This is a genomic window from Corallococcus praedator, from assembly GCF_003612125.1.
GTDB classification, from domain to species: Bacteria; Myxococcota; Myxococcia; order Myxococcales; family Myxococcaceae; genus Corallococcus; species Corallococcus praedator.
Genome location: NZ_RAWI01000118.1, coordinates 1 through 23,610, shown reverse-complemented (window position 1 = coordinate 23,610; position 23,610 = coordinate 1). Strand labels below are relative to the sequence as shown.

21 protein-coding genes are annotated in these 23,610 nt (G+C 71.2%); 12 read left to right on the top strand and 9 right to left on the bottom strand.

Annotation, left to right across the window (positions count from 1 at the left end):
• Positions 1–229 precede the first annotated feature (229 nt).
• From D7Y13_RS17325 to D7Y13_RS17310, 4 genes are all read left to right on the top strand, one after another.
• On the top strand, positions 230–676 hold the full coding sequence (locus D7Y13_RS17325) for a hypothetical protein (RefSeq protein WP_147444292.1): 447 nt from the start codon (positions 230–232) through the stop codon (positions 674–676).
• A 13-nt stretch (positions 677–689) separates the two neighbouring features.
• The gene (locus D7Y13_RS17320; RefSeq protein WP_120583625.1) at positions 690–1,376 is read left to right on the top strand and encodes a hypothetical protein; all 687 of its coding nucleotides are present in this window, start codon (positions 690–692) and stop codon (positions 1,374–1,376) included.
• Positions 1,377–1,583: 207 nt separating this feature from the next.
• Positions 1,584–2,513 (top strand): DUF2381 family protein, encoded by a 930-nt coding sequence (locus tag D7Y13_RS17315; RefSeq protein WP_120583624.1) that lies wholly within the window; start codon positions 1,584–1,586, stop codon positions 2,511–2,513.
• Between the two features lie 77 nt (positions 2,514–2,590).
• Entirely contained in the window at positions 2,591–4,456 is a 1,866-nt protein-coding gene (locus D7Y13_RS17310; protein ID WP_158626156.1) for a serine/threonine protein kinase, read from the top strand.
• 81 nt (positions 4,457–4,537) lie between these two features.
• On the opposite strand, the gene D7Y13_RS17305 is transcribed toward D7Y13_RS17310, so the two are convergent.
• Complete coding sequence (locus tag D7Y13_RS17305) at positions 4,538–6,106, bottom strand: hypothetical protein (protein ID WP_120583622.1); 1,569 nt, start codon at positions 6,104–6,106, stop codon at positions 4,538–4,540.
• A 355-nt stretch (positions 6,107–6,461) separates the two neighbouring features.
• Here D7Y13_RS17305 and D7Y13_RS17300 point away from each other — a divergent pair, with 355 nt between their 5' ends.
• The 6 genes from D7Y13_RS17300 (at position 6,462) to D7Y13_RS17275 (ending at position 12,666) form a co-directional block, all read left to right on the top strand.
• Positions 6,462–7,130 carry an RNA polymerase sigma factor gene (locus D7Y13_RS17300; RefSeq protein WP_233595538.1) on the top strand — a complete coding sequence of 223 codons (669 nt, stop codon included), beginning with the start codon at positions 6,462–6,464 and terminating at the stop codon, positions 7,128–7,130.
• Positions 7,127–7,921: a hypothetical protein gene (locus D7Y13_RS17295; RefSeq protein WP_199732766.1), complete on the top strand. Its 795-nt coding sequence runs from the start codon at positions 7,127–7,129 to the stop codon at positions 7,919–7,921. Before D7Y13_RS17300 ends, D7Y13_RS17295 begins: the two co-directional genes overlap by 4 nt.
• Positions 7,918–9,645, top strand: a complete 1,728-nt coding sequence (locus D7Y13_RS17290) for a caspase family protein (RefSeq protein WP_120583620.1) — start codon at positions 7,918–7,920, stop codon at positions 9,643–9,645. The genes D7Y13_RS17295 and D7Y13_RS17290 overlap by 4 nt, the downstream gene beginning before the upstream one ends.
• Positions 9,646–9,742: 97 nt before the next feature.
• Positions 9,743–10,006 carry a hypothetical protein gene (locus tag D7Y13_RS17285; protein ID WP_120536870.1) on the top strand — a complete coding sequence of 88 codons (264 nt, stop codon included), beginning with the start codon at positions 9,743–9,745 and terminating at the stop codon, positions 10,004–10,006.
• Positions 10,007–10,087: 81 nt separating this feature from the next.
• On the top strand, positions 10,088–11,782 hold the full coding sequence (locus D7Y13_RS17280) for a DUF6311 domain-containing protein (RefSeq protein WP_120583619.1): 1,695 nt from the start codon (positions 10,088–10,090) through the stop codon (positions 11,780–11,782).
• Positions 11,783–11,883: 101 nt separating this feature from the next.
• Positions 11,884–12,666, top strand: a complete 783-nt coding sequence (locus tag D7Y13_RS17275) for a VOC family protein (RefSeq protein ID WP_120536868.1) — start codon at positions 11,884–11,886, stop codon at positions 12,664–12,666.
• A 26-nt stretch (positions 12,667–12,692) separates the two neighbouring features.
• Here the strand turns inward: D7Y13_RS17275 and larC are convergent, their stop codons facing one another.
• The 8 genes from larC to thiL all read right to left on the bottom strand — a co-directional run bounded on the left by larC (position 12,693) and on the right by thiL (position 21,222).
• Positions 12,693–13,859 (bottom strand): nickel pincer cofactor biosynthesis protein LarC, encoded by a 1,167-nt coding sequence (gene larC / locus D7Y13_RS17270; RefSeq protein WP_120583618.1) that lies wholly within the window; start codon positions 13,857–13,859, stop codon positions 12,693–12,695.
• 4 nt (positions 13,860–13,863) lie between these two features.
• Complete coding sequence (gene larB / locus D7Y13_RS17265) at positions 13,864–14,616, bottom strand: nickel pincer cofactor biosynthesis protein LarB (RefSeq protein WP_120536866.1); 753 nt, start codon at positions 14,614–14,616, stop codon at positions 13,864–13,866.
• A gap of 71 nt (positions 14,617–14,687) precedes the next feature.
• Positions 14,688–15,284: a chemotaxis protein CheC gene (locus D7Y13_RS17260; RefSeq protein WP_120536865.1), complete on the bottom strand. Its 597-nt coding sequence runs from the start codon at positions 15,282–15,284 to the stop codon at positions 14,688–14,690.
• Positions 15,281–17,854, bottom strand: a complete 2,574-nt coding sequence (locus tag D7Y13_RS17255) for a chemotaxis protein CheA (RefSeq protein WP_120583617.1) — start codon at positions 17,852–17,854, stop codon at positions 15,281–15,283. Before D7Y13_RS17255 ends, D7Y13_RS17260 begins: the two co-directional genes overlap by 4 nt.
• Before the next feature lie 61 nt (positions 17,855–17,915).
• Entirely contained in the window at positions 17,916–18,284 is a 369-nt protein-coding gene (locus D7Y13_RS17250) for a response regulator (RefSeq protein WP_014400067.1), read from the bottom strand.
• A gap of 70 nt (positions 18,285–18,354) precedes the next feature.
• Entirely contained in the window at positions 18,355–18,777 is a 423-nt protein-coding gene (locus D7Y13_RS17245) for a chemotaxis protein CheW (RefSeq protein WP_120537920.1), read from the bottom strand.
• Between the two features lie 43 nt (positions 18,778–18,820).
• The gene (locus D7Y13_RS17240; RefSeq protein WP_167508753.1) at positions 18,821–20,194 is read right to left on the bottom strand and encodes a methyl-accepting chemotaxis protein; all 1,374 of its coding nucleotides are present in this window, start codon (positions 20,192–20,194) and stop codon (positions 18,821–18,823) included.
• A 65-nt stretch (positions 20,195–20,259) separates the two neighbouring features.
• The gene (gene thiL, locus D7Y13_RS17235; protein WP_120583616.1) at positions 20,260–21,222 is read right to left on the bottom strand and encodes a thiamine-phosphate kinase; all 963 of its coding nucleotides are present in this window, start codon (positions 21,220–21,222) and stop codon (positions 20,260–20,262) included.
• Between the two features lie 140 nt (positions 21,223–21,362).
• Between thiL and D7Y13_RS17230 the strand changes: the two genes are divergently transcribed.
• Together D7Y13_RS17230 and D7Y13_RS17225 are read left to right on the top strand one after the other, a co-directional pair.
• Positions 21,363–22,493, top strand: coding sequence for an aquaporin (locus D7Y13_RS17230; protein ID WP_233595537.1), 1,131 nt, complete (start codon positions 21,363–21,365; stop codon positions 22,491–22,493).
• Between the two features lie 241 nt (positions 22,494–22,734).
• Positions 22,735–23,610, top strand: an 876-nt coding sequence (locus tag D7Y13_RS17225; protein WP_120630722.1) for an MgtC/SapB family protein, incomplete at its 3' end; no start/stop codon positions are given.

Here is a 23,610-nt window from a genome sequence, read left to right as displayed (position 1 = left end):
CCCGTCCCCCGCGTCCCGACCCTTTCGCGAGTCATGACAGCCATGTCAGCACCCGGCCGGGGGCGGCTCCGCGGCCTCCCGGAACCTGACAGGCGTGTCAGTCTTTCCGGACCGTGCTTGCGCATCATGCGAGTGGGCGCGCCCACCTGACAGGACCTCCCCGGGCTGGCCCGCTTCATGCGAGGGTCCCGGCGAATTCCAGGCCGTCAGGCCCTGGGGGAGGATTCACATGCGACGTGGATGGCTGGGCATGGCGCTGCTGGTGCTGGCGGCCTGTGGTGAGGATGAGAGCCTGGAGGTGGCGCTCGCGGAGGTGAACGGCTCCGGCATCACCGGGACGCTGTTCGTGGAGGAGACGCCGGGCAAGTCGGGGCTGGGGGAGACGCGCTTCGCCTTCACCGCCATCGACAACACGGCGATCGCCGCGGGGGCCACCCCCAGGCCGATGGTGGGCTTCCTGCACGAGGGCCGGTGCGCGACGCTCGGCATCTCCGAACACACGGAGGGCTTCGAGGCGGACAGCTACGCGCGGCAGAAGTACTACGCCGTCGACGGGCACGAATACCACGCGGATCAGGTCGACGCGTACAAGGGCTCGCACGCCTTCGCCATCCACCTGCGGGTGACGGACTTCACCGACGACAGCGGCGCGGTCCTGGCCTGTGGCGACCTCTGAGGCACGTGCCGACATGGAACCGTTGACCGAGTCCTCCGACGTCGTCCGCTGGCTGCGCGCCGAACGCGCGAACCGGGGGTTGGCGCGCATCGAGTTGTCCGCCGCCTTGAAGTACCGGGGTGAAATCTACGACGACACGCTGCTCTTCACCGCACCGGATGGGACGCTGACCTTCGGCACCCTTCCCGACGAACAGCGCACCCAGGTCCAGGCCCTGCTGCATCAGCACCACGCGGAAGAGACCGCGCGCGGGAACATCGAGCTGTCCGTGGTCTGCGAGGCCACCTCCGCGCCGAGCATCCGGCTGACGGACGAGCTGCAACGTCACCGCGCCGAGCAGGAGCAGGCCCGGGCCGAGGCCCACTTCGACACCCGGCCCTACGGACGCGCGCTGGCGCAGCGGGTGGCCGAAATCCTGGATGCCGGAGGCGAGCTGTCCGTCACCATCGATCCCCGGGAGGGCTTGCTCCGGGCGCTGTGGAAGCCCGACAGTGGAACGTATGCCTATGGGCTGCGGTACGCGCAGGGGGACTCGGAGGCATTGGTGACGTTCGCGTCGCGGGATGAGTTCATCCGCTGGCTCGCGGAACGCAGCGACGAGGTCTTCGCCAAGGAGGACCGGCCCGACGATCCGCTCGCATGGGGACACGGGACGTTCGACCGCGCGTTCTTCGCCCGGAAGACAGGGCAGCGGTCGTAGCGGGTCCGCGGTGGGAGCCCCTTCGTCCAGGAGACGAAGGCGCTCCTGAGTTCGCTGACACCCTCCCGCGTCCGCATTCCTCCCTCCCATTCCCCAGGTAGGCTGGGTTCTCATGCCGCGTCCGCGAAACGCCAGGGCCTCGCGGGCCAGGAGAGCCCATTCATGTCACCCCTACCTGTTAAGTTTGAAGGATGGAGGTGACCCGTGATGTCGCTGTCCTCTTCGGTCATTCCCGTGGTGCTGGTGGCCCTGGTCGGTTCGGCGGCGGTGGCACAGACCGGGACTCCCCCAGGGCGGGAGCGCAAGGCCCGACAGCTCACGCTGCGCGCGGAGGAGCCCCCGGTGCTGCATCCGCTGCGCGTCGCCGCCCGGGAGCTCACCACCGTCACGTTCGATGCGCCCATCGTTCCAGATTCCGTGGACCGGGCCGTGCTCGCGCCGTTCTTCTCGCGCGTCGGGGTCTACGCGGATGCGCTCGTGCTCAAGGCTTCCGTGGACCTGCCGGAGGGACGCGGGCCCGTCATCACCGTGCGCTTCGCCGGTGAGGGGGCGCCTGCCCAGGTGGCGTTCGTGCTCACGACCGTGGGCGCGGAGGTGGATTCGCAGGTGGAGGTCTTCCGGCACGGGCGCACCGCGCAGGAACTGGGGAAGGAATTGGCGGACCTGCGGGCCCGGTGCGCCGTCACCGAGGCGGGCTTCGCGACGCTGCGGGCGCAGTGCGCGCTCAGTGGGTTGGGCGGCGCGGTGCTGTCGGGGGCGGTCACTCCGGATGGCGTTGCCGTGAAATATCTTTTGAAGCCCATCGTGCAGCCGGGACTGAGCACGGTGAGTTCTCATGTGCTCTACCGTTCCGGGAGCACGCTCGTACTGGCGACCACCCTGAGCAACCCCGACGAAACACGTCCTTGGGTCCCAGGCTTCATGCGCGCGACACCCCATGCCCCCGATGGACGTGTGCTGACGCCTCATGAGTATCCGCTGCTCATGCGTGAAAGACGGCTGGAGCCCGGCGCTCGCGCCCCTGTGGTGGTGGAGTGGTCCGTCCCTCCCGAAACTCCTCCCGGCACGCACTTCACCCTGGAGCTGATGGACACGACCGGCGAATGCAGCGTCCGGTGGGAGCAGGTGACGCCATGAGCGGCCCTGACAGGCTTTCGGTGGAGGCAGAGGCAGCACGGCAGCGGATGGATGCACCCGCCTTACAAGTGTTGTCCTTGGATGCACTTCCTCCTGGCACACGGGTAGGCCGCTGGGAGGTCCTGCGCCGTCTGGCGGCGGGGGGCTATGGCACCGTCTACACCGTGCGAAGGGCCGGCAGCCCCCGCGCCCGGGGATATGCCCTGAAGCTCGCCCGCGACTTCGACAGCCCCTGGTTCTCGCGCGAGGCGGACATCCTGTCCCGCTTGCGGCACCCAGGCGTGCCCCGCCTGCTGGCCTCCGATGCATGGCGGCCGGGTGCGGGGAGCTATCCGTTCCTGGTGATGGAGCACGTGGAGGGTGAGTCGCTCTACGCGTGGTCCAGCGCGCGCAATCCCACGGCGCGCGAAGTGGGTGTATTGCTCGCACAGGCTGCGGAGATATTGGCCTTCGCGCACCAGCGCGGTGTCCTGCACCGCGACTTCAAGGGCGACAATGTCCGGGTCCAGCCCGGGGGACGGCTCAAGCTCCTGGACTGGGGCGCGGGCTGGCATCCGGAGGCGGCTCCCCTCACGGGCACGGGCCAGCTTCCTCCTGGCACCACGCACTACTACAGCCCCCAGTTGCACAACTGGCGGGCCTCCGCGCACCTTCCGCACGCGGGGAAGTCACCCAGCTATTCGGTGGCGGATGAGCTGTATGCCCTGGGCGTGTCCTTCTACCGACTGCTGACGGAGACATATCCCGCGTCAGCGCTGGGCGTGGATGGCTTCAGACTGGGAGAGGACGGCACGGCTCCCGCTGTCTCGTTGCTCAGCCCGCGTGTACCCAGGGCGCTCGCATCCCTCATCGACCGGTTGCTCACCTTCGAGCCCGAAGCGCGGCCACCGAGCGCATCCGCCCTGGCCTCCGAAGTCCGGAGCGCCCTGGCCCACGCGGATGCGGAGTGGGACGTACCGCTATTCGACTGGGCCTCCTCGCCCTCTCCGCAATCGCGCACCACCCAGGAGGAAGCGGGTGCGGCGGGACCGGTGGCGCCTGGGCAGGAAGGGGCGCTCCAACATGCGCGCCTCCAACGCAGGGACCAGTTGCAAGGGCTGCGCGATGTCCGGGAACTGCGTCGTCGTGCCCCCGCGCACGTCGCTCACATGGAAGCACGAGCCATCCTCGCCGCCAGTCCGGTACGACGCCGTCAGGTGCTGCGAACGGCGTGGCAATGGGGTGTCTTGGGAATCCTCCTGTTGCCCCTGGTCTGGCTGACCTGGAGCCTGGGAGCTCTCCGGAAGCAGGAACCGACCAGCGCATCCGTCGTCATCTCCGCTGCACGACCCGCTTCACCTTCGATGGCGCCGCTGACAATGCCCGACCAAGCTGCCGCGCCGGGGGCGGCCCCCTCTTCCCATGCGCCGCGCCCGCTGGAGAAGACCGCCATGACAGTTCCCTTGAAGCAGGATCGCGCATCCCGCGCACGCTCACTGACCCGAGGCTGCACGTTGGCTGTTGGCGCGGCCTCCACCCTGGTCGCCTGCGCGAGCACGCCCTTGCGGCCCGAACCCCAGCGCTGTCCTCAAGCCGCCTTGGACGCAATGAAGGAGCTGTGGTTGCGCAGGGATGGCAGGGCGGACGTCACCCTCGACATCCGCTACCCCTGGCGGATGGATGCCCCCAACGTCACCGTTCGCGACGGCGAAATTGTCAGCGTCCTGCAGGATCAACACGGTCGTCTTCCTGGGGGCACCCTGCTCTACGGGCGGCTGTGGACAGGAGGAGAGCGGGTCTTCGGCCACTACACCCGGGTGGAAACGCCCGACGGCCACTCCCATCCCGTCTGCTTCGTCATCGGGAACCCTGGGGAAGGCTGGTGGAAGGAAGAGGGCTCCAAGCCCGGCGCAGTCATCGTGCCTCGCACCGTGGGCTACACCGTCGTGGACGCCTTTCCCTGAAGCGCCCCAGTCCGACCGCTGCGCGCCGAGCCTCCGAGGCGCGCAGTCCACGGAAGCCAGGAGCTGCGCCTTCCATCCGGGCTACTCCAGCAGATCCAGCATGGCCAGTGGCTCCCTGGCCTCCAGGAGGTCCAAGCGGTGACGGGCCTTCACCGCCAGTTCGAGCGGCTGTACCCCGTGACCAAACCAGGCATGAGCGATCCGGTCGATCCCCGCTCCAATCAGGGGCGCGACGGTCCGCAAGCTGGCGCGCAGCGCGACGGCATCCGTCTTTCCCCCGTGCAGCACCAGATTGCGTTGACGGTAGAGCCGGCGAAAAGCTCGCACCGCGTACCCTTCAACGTCCTTGAGCTTCTTCTGGGGATCCTTGAGCAGCCCGTCCATTCGTGCGACCGCCGCCTTCTGGCTCCAATCCTCCTCGGCCCAGGGAAGAGGCTGGGCCTGACGGATGGCATTGCCCATCAGGGCCGCGCGGTCGCGACCACGCGCGCACTGTCGGAGCTGCGCCCGGAGGGGACTGTCATTGTTCCTGCCCTGGAGGGATGCCAACAACGTCAGCTCGGCTCTTGGAAAGGAGCAGGCCACCAGGGAAGCCAGTCGGTCACCCGCAGGTGATTTCTGACCATCCCCTGGCGCGACCAGCAGCGCCTCGATGGCCGCCCATCCCGCGGCGACCGCGACCACCGCGGGAGCATCGAGTTGCCCCAGCAATTCGAAGGCGGCATCCACCCGGCTGGGGGCTCCGTACTCGAACAACTGGGCTTGACGCTCCAGGCTCCGGACCTCGACGCGCCGCTGGCGACGCAGGGGGAGTGGATGATTGACGCCTTCGACGTACGCATGCTCACCGGGCCGCATCTGATGGCCCGCGCCAATCAGAAGCCGGGCGGCCAGCTTCTCCACGGTCTCCGAGGCGCGCTCGACCGCGGAATAGGCATCGCGACAACGAATGGTCAGCAGCCAGCCTCCGCCCTGGCGGACATGGGTTGGATCGAAGCCGTTCGTGGAGAGCCACTTCGAAACCGCAGGGGCGTCACACCACTGCGATGGTGGAAGCCCCGGGGTCCCGAGCGCGCTGTTCACGGTCAGGAGGACCCGAAAGTCAGAGGGCGGTGAGCGGGCCAACGCATGTGCATCCTCCAGCAGCTCCGCCAACGATTGGAGCTGACTGGCATGCAGGAGCCGATACTTGAGCCACCGGTGGAGGAAATCCGGACTGAACCCCGCATCGAGAAGATGTGAAGCGACGGCGCGGGCGAGTCGCTCCGGTTTGACCGGCATACCGAGCGCGATCCGCTGGGCCCAACGGGACAGGTACGCGGCGTCGATCTGCTCGGTGAGTCGAATCACCGCGGGCAGCTCTCCTGAGCGGTGTTTCAACGGCGAGCCCAGCAGTCGCTGCAGCAGGCTTCGAGACGGTGGCGCGATGCCTTCGTCCTGACCCAGTGCCTTGGACAATTCGTTCGCCAACCACTCGACAGCCTTCTCCGAGAGGATGCCTGCGGGAACGGCATCCACCGCCTCCAGGAGTTCCCGGAGACTGAGCACGGTCCCGACCTCCCACAGCCCCCGAAACCATCCTGTCTGGGCCGCGAAGAATTCGAGGAGACGTGCCGCGACCCGTTGGGAGGTGTCCTTGCTTTCGAGCATTGAGCGCCCTATTTTGTGAGCAGGTCGCTTGACCGCCCTCTATACGGAGGCCGTCCCATGAGGGAGCAGCAACCCCTCTGGTTTCGGCCTCCATTTTTTTGTCTGTGTGCAGGGCGCATGCCTGGGCCCCTCCCCGAGGGGCCTCGCGCCGACGAAGCACACCGAACCTGGGGGCAGTCCACTTCCGGGACCCCACCCCTCTCCGGGACAGGAAAATTCGCCCCGTACGACCCGAGTCCCGGGGTCATTGCGTATCTCCTTTTCAGAAGGGCCAGGAGGGCCGGGCACGGGGCCCGGCCGGGCCCGCGCAACGCCACGGAGCTTCCGCGTGCTGCCAGGAAACGAGCGGTCAGTCTTGGAGGCCTTCCGCCGGGGGGACACCCCCGTGCTCACCCAGGTCTACCGCGCCTATTCGTCGGAGGTGCTGCGCTACCTGTCGCGCCGCTTCTCCGTGCACTCGGAGACGGGCATGCGGTCGGTGTCGCTCACGCCGCTGGACCTGGACGCGGCCCACCAGGAGACCTTCGTGCGGGCCTTCCGCCCCCACATGCGCCAGGCCTACGACGGGGTGCGCCCCTACCTGGGCTTCCTGCTCACCGTGGCCCGCTCCACCGCCATCGACCTGATGCGCGCGTCCGGCCGGGTCGCCCGGGAGGCCATCCCCCTGGAGGACGCGCCGGAGCTGGTGCACGCCCCCGACGACGGCCGCAGCCCGGAAGAGGAAGCCCTGAGCTCCGAGGTCCGCTCCCTGGTGCGCCGCTTCCTGGACGCCCTGCCCGCCGAAGGCCGCGCCCTGGCCCAGTTGCGCTTCATGGACGGCCTGTCCCAGGAGTCCGCCGCCGACCAGCTGAAGCTCACCCGCGGCGAGGTGCGCGTGCGCGAACGGAGACTGCGGGTGCAGTTCACCGAACACCTGAAGGACTCGGGCTGGTTGGACAGTGACGTCGCACCGGGACGCCTGGAGCTGGGCGCCCTGCTGGCCACCCTGGCCCTGTGCGCCATCCGATTCGGGAGCCTCCCATGAAGTGGTACGAACGCCATGTGGACGCGGGACTGACGCGCTGGTCCCTGGGGGAGCTGTCCGCCCCCGAATCCTCGCGCCTGCTGCGCCACGCCCACGCCTGCAACCGCTGCGGCACCCGCTACAACAAGTGGGCCCGCGCCCACCGCGCCCTCGAATCCGGCAACACGGACACGCCCACCTCCATCGAACTGGAGACGCTCACCGTCGCGGGCCTGGAGGCCGCCCTGTCCGCCGCCGCCCCCGCCGACGCCGTCCAGGCCCGCTGGCCCACGTTGGCGGTGCTCGGCGCCACGCTCGCGGCCCTGTTCCTCGCCGTGGTGGTGACGCCCTCCTCCGGCCCCACCGGCATCGCGCCCACCGAACCCGAGTGGAGCCCCCGGGGCGTCGTCCACGACCCCGTTCCGCCCAGCACGCCCCTGGCGCAGCCCGTCCTGCGCATCTTCTGCGCCGTCCCCGGCCAGTCGCTGCGCGAGTTGAAGACCGGGACGGCCTGCGCGCCGGGGGCCACGCTGGCCTTCGCCGCCAGCGCCCGTCCGCCCTACACGCACGTGGCGGTGCGGGTGCGCGTCGGTGGGAAGGAGGAGCTCAACGGGCCCTTCCCCCTGAGCGGCAAGGCCGGCGAGGAGCGTCCCCTGGAGCTGACGTTCGCCCTGCCCGCGACGTCCGATATGGCCGAGGTCACCGCCTCGTTCTCCGAACACCCGGACGCCACCCTGGCGGCCCTGCGTGGCGGAACGACGGAGGGGGTGGTGGTGCTCAGGCAGGAGGTCCGGGTAGAGGAAGGTCCATGAAGAAGCTGGAGATGCTCCTGGGTGCGGCCCTGCTGATGGCGGCTCCGGAGGCATTGGCGGAGACGGTGCGGCGGGCGCTCGTCATCGCCCACAACGGCAGCGACGACCCCGCCCTGGCGCCCCTGCGCTACGCGGACGACGACGGCGTGCTGTGGGCGGAGACGCTCAAGCGCCTGGGCGTGGAGACCACCCTGCTGGTGGATCCGGACGAGGCCACGCGGCTGTCCGGCAGCCTGGTGCTGAAGTCCGCCCAGGCCCCCACGCGCGCGGCGGTGGAGCAGGCGGTGAAGAAGCTCCAGGCGTCGTCGCTGGCGGACCGCGCGGCGGGACGCCAGACGGACGTGCTCATCGTCTACGTGGGCCACGGCAACACGGACGACGCCGGCCGGTCCTACTTCACGCTCGCCGACGCGCGCCTGGACCGGACCAGCCTCTATTCGGAATTGGTGGATCCGCTGGGCGCGGACTACGTGCACGTCATCGCGGACGCGTGCCGCGCGTCGGGCGTGGTGGGCCGCCGGGGGGGAAAACCGGACGCGGCGGTGCTGGCGGAGCTGCGCGGGGTGCTCGCGCGCGAGCAGCTGGCGTCGCGGCCCAACGTGGGCGCCCTCTTCGCGGAGAGCGACGACGGGGAGACGCACGAGTGGTCGCGCATCCGCGCCGGCGTCTTCAGCCACGTGGCGCGCTCCGGCCTGCTGGGCGGCGCGGACATCAACGGCGACGGACAGGTGGAGTACAGCGAGCTGGCCGCCTTCGTGGCCGCGTCGCTGCACGGCGTGAAGGGCCTGCCCGCGCGGCTGTCGGTGAACGCCTTCGCGCCCACGGCCGCGCCCCGGCGTCCGCTGGTGGGCCCCGCGCCGGAAGGGCCCCGCGTCACCTTCCCCGCGGGCTTCGAGTACGCGCGCCTCTCCGTGGAGGACGCGGACGGGCAGCGGCTGGTGGACGTGCGGCGCTCGCCGCAGCAGTGGACGCAGATATTGCTGCCGCCGCGCGACGTGTACTGGGTGCGCGCGCCGAACGCGGAGGCCCGCGTCACGCTGGCGGAGCTGTCGTCCGGGACGCCGGAGCTGCGCCCCCGCGAATTGCAGGAGCGCGGTCCCGCGGAGGAGGCGCTGCGGCGCGGGCTGTTCGCCGTGCCGCTGGACCGGTCGTTCTATGACGAGTACGTGGTCGCCGCGGGCCTGGTGCCGGTGGACTTCACGGCGATGTTCCAGCCGCCCGTCGTCGGGGGGCTGATGCCCCGGCTGGCCGCGCCGTCGTCGGACCTGGGCAGCGCGTGGGAGCTGGGCCTGGGCGCGGGGCGCTCGCCGCTGGGCCTGGCCCGCTTCGCCACCGGGCCCAGCCTGTCCTGGCGCAATCCGACGTCGGTGCACCTGCTGTACTACGGCGTGCGCGGGGCCTACGGCGTGACGCCGCTCGCGGCCCGGGACGGCATCCGCCTGCACCGCCTCACGCTGGAGGGCCTGGTGGGCCTGCAGAATCCGGCGCGCACGCCGCTGTTCGCGGAGCTGGGCGTGGGCTGGGGCCTGCTGGGCCTGACGGCGCCGGGCTTCCGGCAGGCGGACCCCACGATGCTGACCACCCACGTGGCCGCGGGCGTCACCGGGCGGCTCGCGGGCATGAAGTTGCGGCTGTCGGCCCACGTGGGCCTGGACCGCGTCACCGCCAACGGGCAGACCGGCGCGGATCCGCAGTACGGCCTGGAAATCACCCTCCGGCGCTAGCGGACGCGGGCCGGTGGGCCCGGCCGTGTCCGTGTGTCGTGCGCCGGCCTGCGCACGCCGCGCCCACACCCCGAGCCCCTGACGGTCGTCCCGTTCCATGCCCCGTTCGTTCCTCCTGCACATCGTGCTGCCGAGCACCGTCATGTCCGCGGTCCTGCTGGCGGGTTGTGACCCTCTCTGCGTCACCGGGCTCTCCCCGCCGGACAAGGGCTACGCGTACACGGATGACGCGGGTGTCTGTGTCGTCGTCGTGGAGGCGCCCGACGGCGACGACGCGGGGCTCGGTGGATCCGACGCGGGCACGCAGGAGGATGGCGGCGCCCGCCCCGTCCTGGAGGACGCGGGGACGGGTCCTCCGTAGTCCCGCGCTGGGGCGGCGGTTGTAGGGCATGGAAGACGGCGCCTATACAGTCGCCGCACCTTCGCGCGAGACGCCCCGCCCATGTCGTCGAATCCTCCCCTTCCGAACGCCTCCGCCACCTCGTCCCGCCGCGCCCTCCTCGTGGCGCGCACGCTGGCGGTGCTCGGGGGACTGGGCTGGTTCCTGTGGCTGGGGGGCGGGCCGGTGCTGCCGCCCACGCGCATCGACTGGATGATGCGCGAGGACTGGGCCGCGCACATCTTCGGCTGGTTCTTCTTCCGCAACGCGGACTGGCAGTTGCCGCTGGGCGCGGCGCCCAACCACTTCTTCCCCTACGGCACGTCGGTGGCGCTCACCGACGGCAACCCGTGGGTGGCCGTCCTGCTCAAGCCCTTCAACGCGCTCCTGCCCGCGGACTTCCAGTACACCGGGCCGTGGCTGGGCCTGTGCTACGCGCTGATGGGGTACTTCGGCGCGAGGCTGGTGGAGACGGTGTCCCCGCGCGCGGTGCCCGTGGCCCTGGGCGGCACGCTGCTGGCGCTGTCCCCGGCGATGGCGGCGCGCTTCGGGCACCCCACGCTGTGCGCGCACTGGCTGCTGGTGGCCCTCTTGTGGCTCAACCTGCGCGACCTGCCGGATGCGCGCACCGCGACGCGGAGCCTGGGCCTCGCGGCCCTCTTCAACGCCGTCGCCTCCGGCACCCATCCGTACTGGGTGGCCATGCTGATGCCGCTGACGCTGAGCTTGGGCGTGCGCATCGTCTGGAGCCGGAAACTCGGCCTCGCGCGCGTCGCGGGCGCGGTGGCGGGCATCATCGGGTTGGACGTGCTGCTGTTCGCCGTCTTCGGCTACTTCGGCGGACAGGGGCTGGGCGCGGAGGGCTTCGGGGACTTCTCCGCGGACCTGGCCACGCTGGTGAACCCGATGGGTTGGTCGCGCCTGCTGCCGGACCTGCCCGCGTCACCCCGGCAGGGAGAGGGCTTCGGCTACCTGGGCGCGGGCGCGCTGCTGCTCGTCGTGCTCGCGGGGGTGAGCCTCCTCGCGCGCCTGCGGGAAGCGCGCACGGTGGACTGGCGCCGCGTGCTGCCCGCCGCCGTCGTGGTGGGGTTGATGGCTGTGTATGCATTGTCCTCGCGCGTGACGTGGCTGGGCCAGCCGGTGGCGGACCTGGGCGCGCTGTACGCGCCGCTGGAGAAGGCGACGAACGCGTTCCGCGCCTCCGGCCGCTTCGTCTGGCCCTTGAGCTATCTGATTGTCATTGGCGCGGTGCTGATGGTGGCGCGTCTGTGGCGCGCTGTCCCTGGCGTCACCGTGGCCGCGCTGACGGTGGCGCTGGCGGTGCAGGCGTATGACCTGCGTGAAGACAAGAGCGCGCTCTTCAAGCCCGTGCGCTTCCAGCGCCTGCAGTCCCCCGAGTGGGCCGCGCTCCAGGGCCCCTACCAGCATCTGGCCCTCTTCCCGCCGCATGCGCAGTGGGTGTGCCGCTACGACGAGCCGCTGGTGAACGCGCTGGCGTATCAGGCGTACCGGCTGAAGCTCACCTTCAACAGCGGCTACGCGTCGCGCACGCCCCAGGCCCTGGAGACCGAGTGCCACGCGAAGCTGCCCCGCGATGGCCTGGACGCGACCACCGCGTACGTGGTGCTGCCCGAACACCTGCGGCCGTTCCTGGACGCGGGCGCGCGGTGCGGCCGGGTGGAGGGATTGTCCGTGTGCGTGGTGGCCGGCAACACGGATGCATTCGCGCAGGGGCTCGCACGTCAGCCACTTCACTGACGCGAAGCGGCACTGAAAATCCTTTCAGTCACCGAGCCGCGCGGGATATTACCTTTCAGGTAGCCCGAAGGGGTTCGGGCCCACGTCGAAAGGAGCGTTCGATGCCCGCAGTGACGAAGCACGAAGCCGGGACGGTGTGCTGGGTGGACCTGATGGCCTGGGACCTGGAGAAGGCCAAGACCTTCTATGGGGGGCTGTTCGGCTGGACGTTCGAGACGGGGGGCCAGGAGACGAACTACTACACGATGGCCCGTTCCCAGGGCCGCGAGGTGGCGGCGCTGATGCAACGCGCGAAGGACGCTCCGTTCCCGCCGGTGTGGAACCTGTACTTCAGCGTGGAGAGCGTGGACCGCTCGCTGGCACGCGTGAAGGAGCTGGGCGGCCGGGAGCTGCTGGCCCCCATGGACGTGATGGACGCGGGGCGCATGGCCTTCTGTCAGGACTCCACCGGGGTGCCGTTCGGGCTCTGGCAGCCGAACCAGTTCCAGGGCGCCGGGGTGGTGAACGAGCCCGGGTCCATGGCGTGGAATGAGGTGAAGACGCGCGACGGCGCGAAGGCCCTCGACTTCTACAAGGGCCTCTTCGGCTTCACGGCGGAGAAGATGCAGACCGAGGAGATGGACTACTGGGTCATGAAGAAGAACGGGAAGGAGGTGGGCGGCCTGATGAAGATGACCGCGAGGGATCCCGCCGACCTTCCGCCTCACTGCGTGACCACCTTCTCCGTGGCGAACACCGACGAAGCCGCGGCGACCGTCACCCGGCTGGGCGGCAAGGTGCTCGTCGCGCCGTTCGACTCGCCCTACGGTCGCATCAGCATCGTCGCCGACCCCGGCGGCGCGAGCTTCGGCATCATCAAGCTGTCGGAGATGGGCGCGGCCTGAGTCGCGCCCCCCGCCTCGCTTGGGCCTCAGTGCGTGAGGGCCGCCAGCGCGGCGGCCATCACCTGCTTCACGGGCACGTTCGCGGCCTGGGCCACGCGGACGCAGTCGTCGAACTCCGGGTGCGCGTTGAGCACCCGGCCATCGCGCAGGCCCCGCTTCACGCGGACCTTGCCCCACGGCGTCTCCACCTCCACCCAGTCGCGCTCCAGCGCGTGGCGCTCCACCCGGTGGTAGCGCACGCCCAGCGACGTGGACTCGCGCAGCACCGTGTCCACCACCGCCTCGCGCAGGCCGCCCTCCACCAGCGCGCCCAACAGGTGCGCCGGCCGCCCCTTCTTCATCACCACCGGGGCCACCCACGCGTCCTTCGCACCCACCTCCAGCAGCCGCTCCACCAGGTGGCCCAGGAGCTGCGGCGTGGCGTCGTCCAGGTTCGCCTCCACCACCCACAGGCCTTCGGTGGCCTGCGCCTCCATGCGCCCCAGCGACGCGCGCAGCACGTTGGGCCGGTCGCGGAAGTCCTTGGTGCCGACGCCGTAGCCCACCTTCTCCACGATGAAGTCCGGCGGGTGGCCAATCTTCGTCAGCACCTTGAGCAGCGCCGCGCCCGTGGGCGTCGTCAGCTCGCCCACGCCCTCGAAGCGCACCGGCACGTCGCGCAGCAGCTCCAGCGTCGCGGGCACGGGAATGGGCATCTGCCCGTGCGCCACGCGGATGGTGCCGCTGCCCAGGGGCGGCGGCGCGGCGTGCACCTCCGGGTCCCCCAAGAGCTCCAGCACCACCGCCGCGCCGCAGATGTCCACGATGGAGTCCACCGCGCCCACCTCGTGGAAGTGGATGGCGTCGATGGACACCCCGTGCACCTTCGCCTCGGCCTCGCCGATGGCGCGGAACACCGCCAGGGCGCGGGCCTTCGCGCGCTCCGGCAGCGTGGGGGCGGCTTCGATGAGCTGGCGGATGTCCGCGTAGGCGCGGTGCGGGTGCGCTTCCTTCGCGTCCAGCACCACGTCCAGGTGCGTGCCGCTGATGGCGTGGCGCACCGCGCGCGACACCGCCAGCTTCCAGCCCGGCACGTTGAGGCCACTCAGGGCCTGGGTGAGCGCGTCGGGGGACACGCCCAGGTCGATGCCCGCCGCCAGGAACATGTCCCCGGCGATGCCGCCCACGGGCTCCAGGTAGAGGATGCGTCGCATGGCTTCAGCGCCGTCCCTTCGTGCGGGAGATGAGCGCCGCGTAGAAGCCGCCGCCAAACCCGTTGTCGATGTTCACCGTCGCCACGTTCGCGGCGCACGAGTTCACCATCGCGAGCAGCGCGGAGATGCCCTTGAGGTTCGCGCCGTAGCCCACCGACGTGGGCACCGCCACCACCGGGATTCCGACCAGGCCGCCCAGCGCGCTCGCGAGCGCCCCCTCCATGCCCGCCACCACCACCGCGACGTGGCACTCCTGGATCTCCTCGCGCCGGCGCAGCAGCCGGTGGATGCCCGCCACGCCCACGTCGTAGACGCGCCGCACCTCCGCGCCCATCGCCTCCGCGGTGAGCGCCGCCTCCTCCGCCACGGGGATGTCGCTCGTGCCGGCCGTCACCACCGCGACGAGCCCCGCCTTCACCTTGCGCTGGCGCATGTGGAAGATGCGCGCCACCGGGTGGTACTCGGCCTTGGGGAAGCGCGCGAGCAGCGCCTCCGCCTTGTCCGGTTGCAGCCGCGTCACCAGCACCGTCTGCTTGCGCTCCACGAGCGCGCCCACGATGCCCAGCAGCTGCTCCACCGTCTTGGGCTCGCCCAGCACCACCTCCGGGAAGCCGAAGCGCAGGTTGCGGTGCGTGTCGAGCGTCGCGTAACCCAGCTCCGCGTACGGCAGGTCCTTGAGCTTGCCCACCGCGTCGTCCAGGGTGACCTTGCCCGTCTTCACCTGACCCAGCAGCTGCCGAAGCGCCTTCTCGTCCATGGGCGACCGTCTACCCCACCCGCCCCCGGTGCTCCAGACGCGCGGCGGCGGGACGGGCCTGCCAGGGAGACCTACAGGCCCAGCCGGGCCAGCAGCGCCTGGGTGCTGCCGCGCTCCAGCACCAGCAGCATCCGCCCGCCCAGCGCCGTGGGGGCCGTGGCCGTGAAGTGCGCGCCCAGGACCACCACCGGGCCCGGACCGGCGTCCACCTCGCCCAGCACGCCCGCCAGCACCGGCCGCACCGGGCCGCGCTCCAGCCGGGGCACCGTGGGCAGCAGCCGCCAGCCCGTCAGCCGTCCGATGGCGGACAGACACGCGCTGGCGATGATGTTCGCCGCTTCCGCCAGGGCGCTCTCGCGCTCCTCGGGGGACGCGGGCTGGCCTCGCACCAGCACCGACTCCAGCGCCTCACCGTCCCGGGGCGGCAGCAGCAGCACCAGGGCGCCGCGCAGCTCGCCCGTCATGCCCAGGCGCACGGCGACGGCGGGACCGTCCTCGCCCGGGAGGGCCAGCCCGTCCTGGGGGTAGACCCAGCGCACTTCGGGGATGGACAGGTCCACGCGGCCGCCCATCAGGCGGGCCAGGGCGTTGGCACCGTGGCCACAGCCGATGTTGGCCACCTCGCGCAGGGCGTCGAGCTGCGCGTCGCTGGGCAGGGGCGGACTCACGCGGTCAGTAACCTCGGGACGTCCAGGATGAACACGGGCCGGCCATTGCCCAGGATGGTCACCCCGGACAGGCCCGGCAGCAAGTCCAGCGGTCGGGACAGGGGTTTGAGGACGACTTCCTCCTGCCCCAGGAGGCGATCCACCGCCAGCGCCACCTTGCCGGTGCCGGCATCCCCCTCCATCACCACGAAGGGCCGGAAGCCCGGCCGGGGTGACGCGGGCACGCCCAGGAGCACCTCCAGCGGGTGCACCGGCAGCAGGCCGTTGCCGTGGGGCAGGAGCGCCGTCTCCCGGCTGCGGCTCAGGGTCTCTGGATCCGCCTCCGTGGCGCCCACCACCTTGGCGATGGGAAGACCGAAGACCTCCTCCCCCACCTGCACGAGGAGCAGGTGCACGACGGCCACGGTGAGCGGCAGCCGCAGGGTGAAGACGGTGCCCCGGCCGCGCTCGCTGTCGATTTCGAGCGTGCCGCCCACGCTCTCCACCACGCGCTTGACGGCATCCATGCCCACGCCGCGCCCGGAGATGTCGGTGAGCTCCTTGGCGGTGGAGACGCCGGGGAGGCACGACAGCAGGAAGGCGTCGCGGTCCGCCATGCGCGCGGCGGCCTCTTCCGTGATGAGCCCGCGCTTCAACGCGGAGGCCTTGAGGCGCACGGGGTCCATGCCCCGGCCGTCGTCCTCGATATCGATGATGACCCGGTCGCGCGCGCGGCGCACCGTCACCAGCACGCGGCCGCGCACGGACTTCTTCGCGGCCAGCCGCTCCTCCGGGGCCTCCAGGCCGTGGTCGATGCAGTTGCGCAGCAGGTGCAGGAGCGGGTCGGCCAGCTCGTCCAGGATGGCGCGGTCCAGTTCGATCTCCGCGCCGGTGATGACCAGCTCGACCTCGCGCTCCTTGCGGCGGGCCAGGTCGCGCGCGGCGCGGGGCAGCCGGTCGGTGATGAGCGACAGCGGCGTCATGCGCGCGCTCATCACCTTGTCGTGCAGGTCCTTCACCAGCGTGTGCAGCCGGTAGACGCCCTCTTCCAGGGCGGGGCGCGTGTTCTCCGGCAGCTCCTTGCCCACTTCGCGCAGACGGGCGGTGGCGAGCATCAGCTCGCCCACCGTGTCGAGGAAGTAGTCGAGCAGCTCCGTGCGCACGCGCACCGTGCGGGAGCTGGCGTCCGCGGTGGCGCGCGCGCTGTCCGACGTCGGCGGGGGGACGGCGATGATGGGCGGTTCGGGGACGGCCTGGGAGACGGAGACGACCTCCACCTCCGCCACGTTGCGCAGGGCCGTCTGGATGCCGGCCTCGCCCACGGCGGTCTCCAGGTCCACCTGGATGAAGCCGTCGGGGATGCGACCAGCCTTGAGTTCCTCCAGGGGAGGCCGCAGGTCCACGAGCGTGCCCAGGGTGGACAGCCGCTTGTGCACGAGGAACGCGCGCACGCCGGGCACCTGGCAGGTGGGCGAGATGCGCAGCCGCACGGACCAGCGGGGCGCGGCGGCGCGTCCGTCCACGCCCACGTTGGTGACGGCCTTGAGGCCCGCGGCCAGCGCCGCCACGGGGGAGCCGGGGTCGACTTCCGCCGGCACGCGCACCAGGGACTGCCCGGTGGGCGCCCCGTAGAGGGCATCCGGGCTGCTCAGTTCGCGCGGCGGCATCAGGCTGGCGGGAGGAAGGACCGCCAGGGCCGTGGACCCCGCCGCGCCGGAAGCACCCGGACCGTCCCGGCCAGCGCCGGAGTCCGGTCCCGGAGTCCCGGAAGCGCTGCCCGAAGTGCCCGAGCCCGACGTCCCGGCCGCACTGCCCGGAGCGCCCGAAGCCACCAGCCCCGACGCGTCAGCCGTGCCCGAAGCTCCGGCCGAGGGGCCCGAGCCCGACGTCCCAGCCGCACCGCCCGAGCCCGAACCCGACGCAGAAGCCCCAGCCGTACCGCCCGAGCCCGTCGAGCCCGAGGCCGCGCTGCCCGAAGCACTTGAGCCCGCCGGAGTACCGCCGGAGCCCGACGCCGAAGCCGTACCGCCGGAGCCTGACGCCGTGTCGCCCGAAGCCCCAGCAGCACCGCCCGACGTCCCGGCCGCATCCGAAGCGCCCACGCCCCCCGCCGTCCCGTCCCCGGTGGCCGAGCCGGCCTCGGAGGACGCCTCCGCCGGCTTGAGCACGGTGACGTGGGCCACGCGCGTCACCGCGGGCGCGTGTCCGGTGAGCGCCCGCACGCGCGCGCTCAACTGTTGCAGCAGGGGTTCCGCCTGTTCCGGCTCACGGCTGGACGCGACGGCGCGCACCTGGGCCGTCAGCGTGTCCGCGGCGCTCAGGAGCAGGTCCACCAGGTCCCGGTCGAGCAGCTTCCGGTCCCCACGCACGGCATCCACCAGGTCTTCCACCCGGTGCGCCAGCATGGCGATGGGCTCGAACCCCATGGAGGACGCCATGCCCTTCACGGAGTGGGCGTGGCGGAACATCGAGTCCACGGTGCTGGCGGTGGCCTCGCGCTCCAACTCCACGAGGTCCCGCCCGAGCGCCTCCAGGTGCTCGGTGGCCTCGGAGATGAAGAGGCCCAGGTACCGGGACATGTCCATCGTCATGACCCGGTACCTCCCACAGGCGGACGGGGCCGCGACCCGGGCGGGCGCGGCCCTGCGTCGCTCAGGCCTCGCCCAACACCTTCTTGACGACCGCCAGCACGTCCTCGGCCCGGAAGGGCTTGACGATGAAGTCCGAGGCGCCCGCCTCGATGGCCTCCATCACCAGGCTCTCCTGCCCGAGCGCGGAGCACATGATGACCACCGCGCTGCTGTCGGCCTTGATGATTTCCCGCGTCGCTTCGATTCCGCTCTTGAACGGCATCACGATGTCCATCGTCGTGAGGTCCGGTTTCAACTCCTTGAACTTCTCCACGGCTTCCAGGCCGTTGGCCGCCTCACCGACGACCTCGAACCCTCCAGACGCAAAGATGTCCTTGATCATGTTGCGCATGAAGATGGCGTCGTCGACGACCAGCACCCGCTTAGCCATGTGAAGAACTCCGCCTCCGTTTCAGGCCTGAGGGAGCGCACCCTATCACCGGCCGTTTCCAGGGGGCTACTCACTTGGAGGGAGTGAACAAGGCAACGACCGCCGCATCAAGTCCTTCCGGATCCAGCACGGTCACTCCCAGACCGCCCAGGCGGGCAACGCCGCGAACCGCGGGCATGACCTTGCCCGGGGCCGCGCTGACGCGCTCCACCGCCTCGATGCCGTCCACATCCGTCACCAGGAGCCCCAAATCCCGCCGCCCCCGGTCCAGCAGTACCACGCGGCACAGTGGGGTGGGGCCTTCTGGCAGATGCAAGAGCTGCCGCAGCTCCACCACCGTCACCACGCGACCGCGCAGGTTCATCACTCCAGTGATGGCGGAAGGGGCCCGGGGCACGCGGGTGTAGCGCTCCGGGGGCACGACGACCTCCCGGACCGCCGACAAGGGCAGCCCGTAGCGCTCCTTCTCTACCCGGAAGATGACGTGCCGCACGGTGGAGCCCTTTGTAGCAGAGGCGGCGGACCGTCCGGAGCCCTCAGGGCCCCAGGCGGAAGCTGCGCACCACGCTCTGCAGTTCCACGGAGAGGTTGGTCAGCTCGCTCGCCAGCGACGTCATCCGCGACACCGCGGCCGTCTGCTCCTGGATGACGGCCTGGATGGCCTCCGTGGAGCTGGCGTTGTTCTTCGCCACGAGCTTGATTTCCTCGATGGCCTTCACCATCTCCTCGCTGCCCTTCATCTGCTCGCGGGTGCTGTCGGAGATGAGCGTCACCTTCTCCGCGCCCTTGCGCGCGGTGTCGGTGATGGCTCCCATGGAGCGCATGATGTCGGTGAGGTCCTCGCGGCCCTCCGCCAGCTCCGCGATGCCTTCCTTCATGGCGCTCACGACGGAGGAGGACTGACCGGAGATGTCGCGCGCCAGGCGGGAGATCTGCTCCGCGGAGCGGCCCGCGCTCTCCGCCAGCTTGCGCACCTCGTCGGCGACCACCGCGAAGCCGCGGCCGTACTCGCCGGCGCGCGCCGCTTCGATGGTGGCGTTGAGGGCCAGGAGGTTCGTCTGCTGGGCCACCTGGGTGATGGCGTCGACGATCTTGGAGATCTCCTGCGTCTTCTCGCCGAAGGCGAACACCTGCTGGCTGGCGGACTCGATGCGGTTGAAGACCTTCTTCACCTTGTCGCCCGCGAGCTTCGCCGCCTTGGAGCCGTCCTCCGCGCTGCTGCTGGTCTCCGCGGACGTGCGGGCCGCGTCCAGGGCGGATGCCGCCGTGCGCTGGATGCTGCCGGCCATCTCCGTGATGACCTTGGAGGCCTGGGACACGAGCTGCGACTGGGTCTCCGCGCCGCTGGCGATCTTCTCCATCGACGAGCCCACCTCCTCGGTGGACCCGTTGACGTTCTCCGCCGAGCGCTGCAGGTCGATGGCCGTGTCCGCCACGCTCTTGGCGGTGTCCTGAATCTTGCCGACCAGCTCGCGCAGGTTCTCCTGCATGCGGGAGATGGCGCCCGTCAGCTCGTCGATTTCGTCGCGCGTGCTGTGGACCTCCGCGGCCACGGGCTTGGACAAATCCCCCTGGGAGATTTCGAACGCGGAGCGGCTGAGCACCTTCACGCGGGTGACGCGCGCCAGCAGCGAGGGCAGGTACGCCGCGCCGCCGAAGGTGATGAGCACGCCCACGCCCACCCGGATGACGTAGCTCCAGCGGCCCCAGGACGCGTCGAAGCTGCTCTCGCTGCCCAGCAGCCACGTGCCCAGCAGCAGGCCCAGGACGATGTAGCCGGTGGTGATCTTCCGGTGCAGCGACTGCTCGCGGACGACCTTGGGCCCCTCCACGGCGCGCAGCATTCGCTGCACGGGGTCGCGTCGGGGGGTGAGACCGGAGGAAGGGTCGTCGCGAAGGGGGCGGCGCACGGAGTGCTTTCAGCTGGGAGGGGCAGGAAGCAGCCCAGGGGTTTAGCCTTGCTGTCCGGTACGGGTCAATCATCCGCCCGGATGTGCCTGCCTGGACGGGCGAAGTGGTCGAAACCGGCGGGCGGGGTCAGCAGGCGCCCGGCGCCGTCCTTCAAGCTCCAGCGGCGCTCCCGGGTGAGCACGCCAATGGAGGTCACGGCCTCTCCGGCGCGAGCGCACGCCCGCTCGAACGCCGGGGCCCTGGAAGGGGGGACGGCCAGGAGCAGCTCGTAGTCCTCACCGCCCTGGAGCGCCCCTTCGGGTCCCAGCGCGGCGCGCACGGCGGGTGACAGGGGCAGCCGCTCCAGCTCCAGCGTGACGCCCACCCGCGACGCGGCGCACAGATGACCCAGGTCCTGGGCGAGGCCGTCGGACACGTCCAGGCCGGCGGAGGCGAAGCGGGCGGCGAGGCGACCCAGGGCGACGCGGGGCTCCGGGCGGCGCTGGCGGCGCACGGCGCCTCCCCGGCGCAGGCCGGCCTGGAGCTGCTTCAGGCCCAGGCGCGCGTCGCCCAGGGTGCCGGAGACATAGAGCCGGTCCCCGGGCCGGGCGCCCGCGCGGGTGATGGGCGGATGGGACAGCTCGCCGGTGGCGGTGAGGGTGACGGACAGCTCGCGCGCGGAGGTGAAGTTGCCGCCCACGAGCGCGATGCGGTGCGCCGTGGCGAGCGCGGCCATGCCCCGGCCGAGCGCGGACAGGTGGCGCGCGGGGAAGTCCCCGGGCAGCGCGAGCGCGCAGACGAACCAGCGGGGCGTGGCACCCATGGCGGCCAGGTCCGACAGGTTCACCGCGAGCGCCTTGTGGCCGATGTCGCCGGGAGAAAACGTGGCGCGGGTGAAGTGCACGTCCTCCACCACCGCGTCGGTGGTGACGCACAGCGCGCCCTTCGACGGGGTGAGCACGGCGCAATCGTCCCCCGGGCCGACGGGCACGCGGGCCTTGGGAAAGCAGGCGAGGAAGCGTTGGATGAGGTCGAACTCACCGGGCATGGGACGGCCACAGACCACGCCCGCTCCATGGGACGCAATGGTTCTGCTTTCGCGTCGTGGAGCGTCCGCAAGCAAACCGGCGGGCGCGGGCCCGGCGCGTGGCGTTGACGGTGTCAGCCCCACGAGGCATAGAAATTGGAGTGTCTTCCCCGCCCGTGCCCCTGGACCTGCGACGCCGTCTCGCGACGGAAGCGCTGGGCTGCGGGCTGGTGGTGGTGGCGCTGGAGGGCTCGCACCACGTCGCGGAGCACCTGGGCGCGAGCGCCACCGAGGGACGGCTCTTCATGTCCCTGTCGTGCGGCGCGGTGCTGGCGTGCCTGTTGTGGGTCCTGCGCCCGTTGTCCGGCGCGCACCTCAACCCGGCGCTCACCTTCGCGGACGCGCTGGGGGACCGCACGCCGTGGCGGGAGGTGCCGCTGTACGTGCTGGCGCAGCTCTTCGGCAGCCTCGTGGGGCGGCTCATCGCGCACCGCATGTGCAACGAACCGCTGCTGCTCACCGCGAGCCCGCCCACGGCCGACGGCGCCCGGTTCCTCACGGAGATGGTGGCGACGTTCGGTCTGCTGGTGGTGGTGCGCGGCTGCGTGCGCACGCGTCCATCGGCCACGCCGCTGGCCATCGCGGGGTATGTGGCCGCGACGGTGTGGTTCACGGACTCGCGCTCGCTGGCGAACCCCGCGCTGGTGCTGGCCCGCGCGGCCAGTGCGCACGTGGGGGTGATGAACCCGCTGGAGGTGGAGTCCTTCATCGCGGCGCAGCTGCTGGGCGCGGCGCTGGCGGTGTTCCTCTTCCGCTGGCTGCTGGGAGGCACGCCGAAGCCCGCCCCCGCGCCCGAGGCGATGGAGACCGTCGTCTTCGAGTGCGCGGATGCAGGGCCCGCGCACCTGGCCGCCGCGCTCTTCAACACGCTGGCCCATCCGGAGCGCGCTCGCGCGGTGGTGACGCCGCCGGCCGAGGGGGGCTCGGGGCCACCGCTCGCGGTGGAGGCGCTGATGCGCGAGCTGCACCTGCGCCCGGCGCCCTTGAGGGACCGGGGCGTGCCCGCGTCGCACTACGTGCTCATCGAGGTGGCGGGCCAGGCACCGGGCATGGACGCCCGCGTGCGCGAGCGCTGGTCGCTGCCCGCGCTGTCCCTGACGGACGAGGCCGGCGCGCGGGCGTTGCAGTCCGCCCTGCGGCCCCGGCTCATCCAGTTGCTGGCGCGACGGGGCTGGGAACGGCTGCACGTCGTGAGCGGGCCCGCGCCCGAGGGCCCTCGCGCGCTGACGTGATGCAGCTGGCGCGCGGCGCGTAACGCCAGAAAGGCGAGACCGTGCCCCCGGAGCGACCTGGGAAAGCGCAGCGAAGGACGGCGCTGATGGTGCGCACATCCCGCAGGCAGCGCTCACGGCCGCGCCGCCGTGCAGTGCCCGGCCGACTCCCGGTCCGATGGAACCGCATGCGCATGACGGAGCGCGGCGTTGACGTCAGCGCGATGGGCGAGCATGACAGTTCGACTCAGAGGAACCGCGCATGATGGAAGGTCTTCCCCCCGTCGTCTCCTGGCCGCCGCTGCAGACCCTGATGCGGCTGACGCTCGCGCTCGCGGTGGGCCTGTTCGTCGGGCTGGAGCGGGAGTGGCGCGGCAAGGAAGCGGGCCTGCGCACCTTCGGCTTCGCGGCGCTCTTGGGCGGCATGGGCGGCCTGCTGGGCCCGAACTTCGCGCTGATGAGCCTCGCGCTCCTGGGCGTTCTCCTGTGCTTCCTCAACTGGCAGTCCCTGCGCGCGAACGGCGGCGCCGAGCTGACGACCTCCGCCGCGCTGCTCGTGACGGGCTTCACCGGCGTGCTCTGCGGCCTGGGCCACACGGTGACGCCCGCCGCGGTGGGCGTGACGACGGCGGGCCTGCTCGCGTGGAAGGAGCGGCTGGCCACCTTCAGCCATAAAATCACCGCCGAGGAGCTGCGCTCCGCCATCCTGCTGGCCATCCTCGCCTTCGCCATCTACCCGGTGCTGCCCGCGCAGCCAGTGGACCCGTGGGGCCTCATCGAGCCTCGCGCCGCGTGGGTGACGGTCATCCTCATTGCCGCCATCGGCTTCGTGAACTACCTCCTGTGGAAGGTGTTCGGCGCGCACGGCGTGGAGGTGACGGGCTTCCTGGGCGGACTCGTCAACAGCACCGTCACCGTGGCGGAGCTGGCCAACCGCGTGCGCGAGACCTCCGGCCGCCTGCTGAACGTGGCCTACCGGGGCGTGATGCTGGCCACCGCCGCGATGGCGCTGCGCAACGCCGTGCTCCTGGGCCTGTTGTCCTTCCGCGCGCTGGTGAACTCCGCCATCCCGCTGGTCCTCATCCTGCTGTCCAGCACGGGCCTGGCGCTGATGCGCTCGCGCACCGAAGCCCCACCC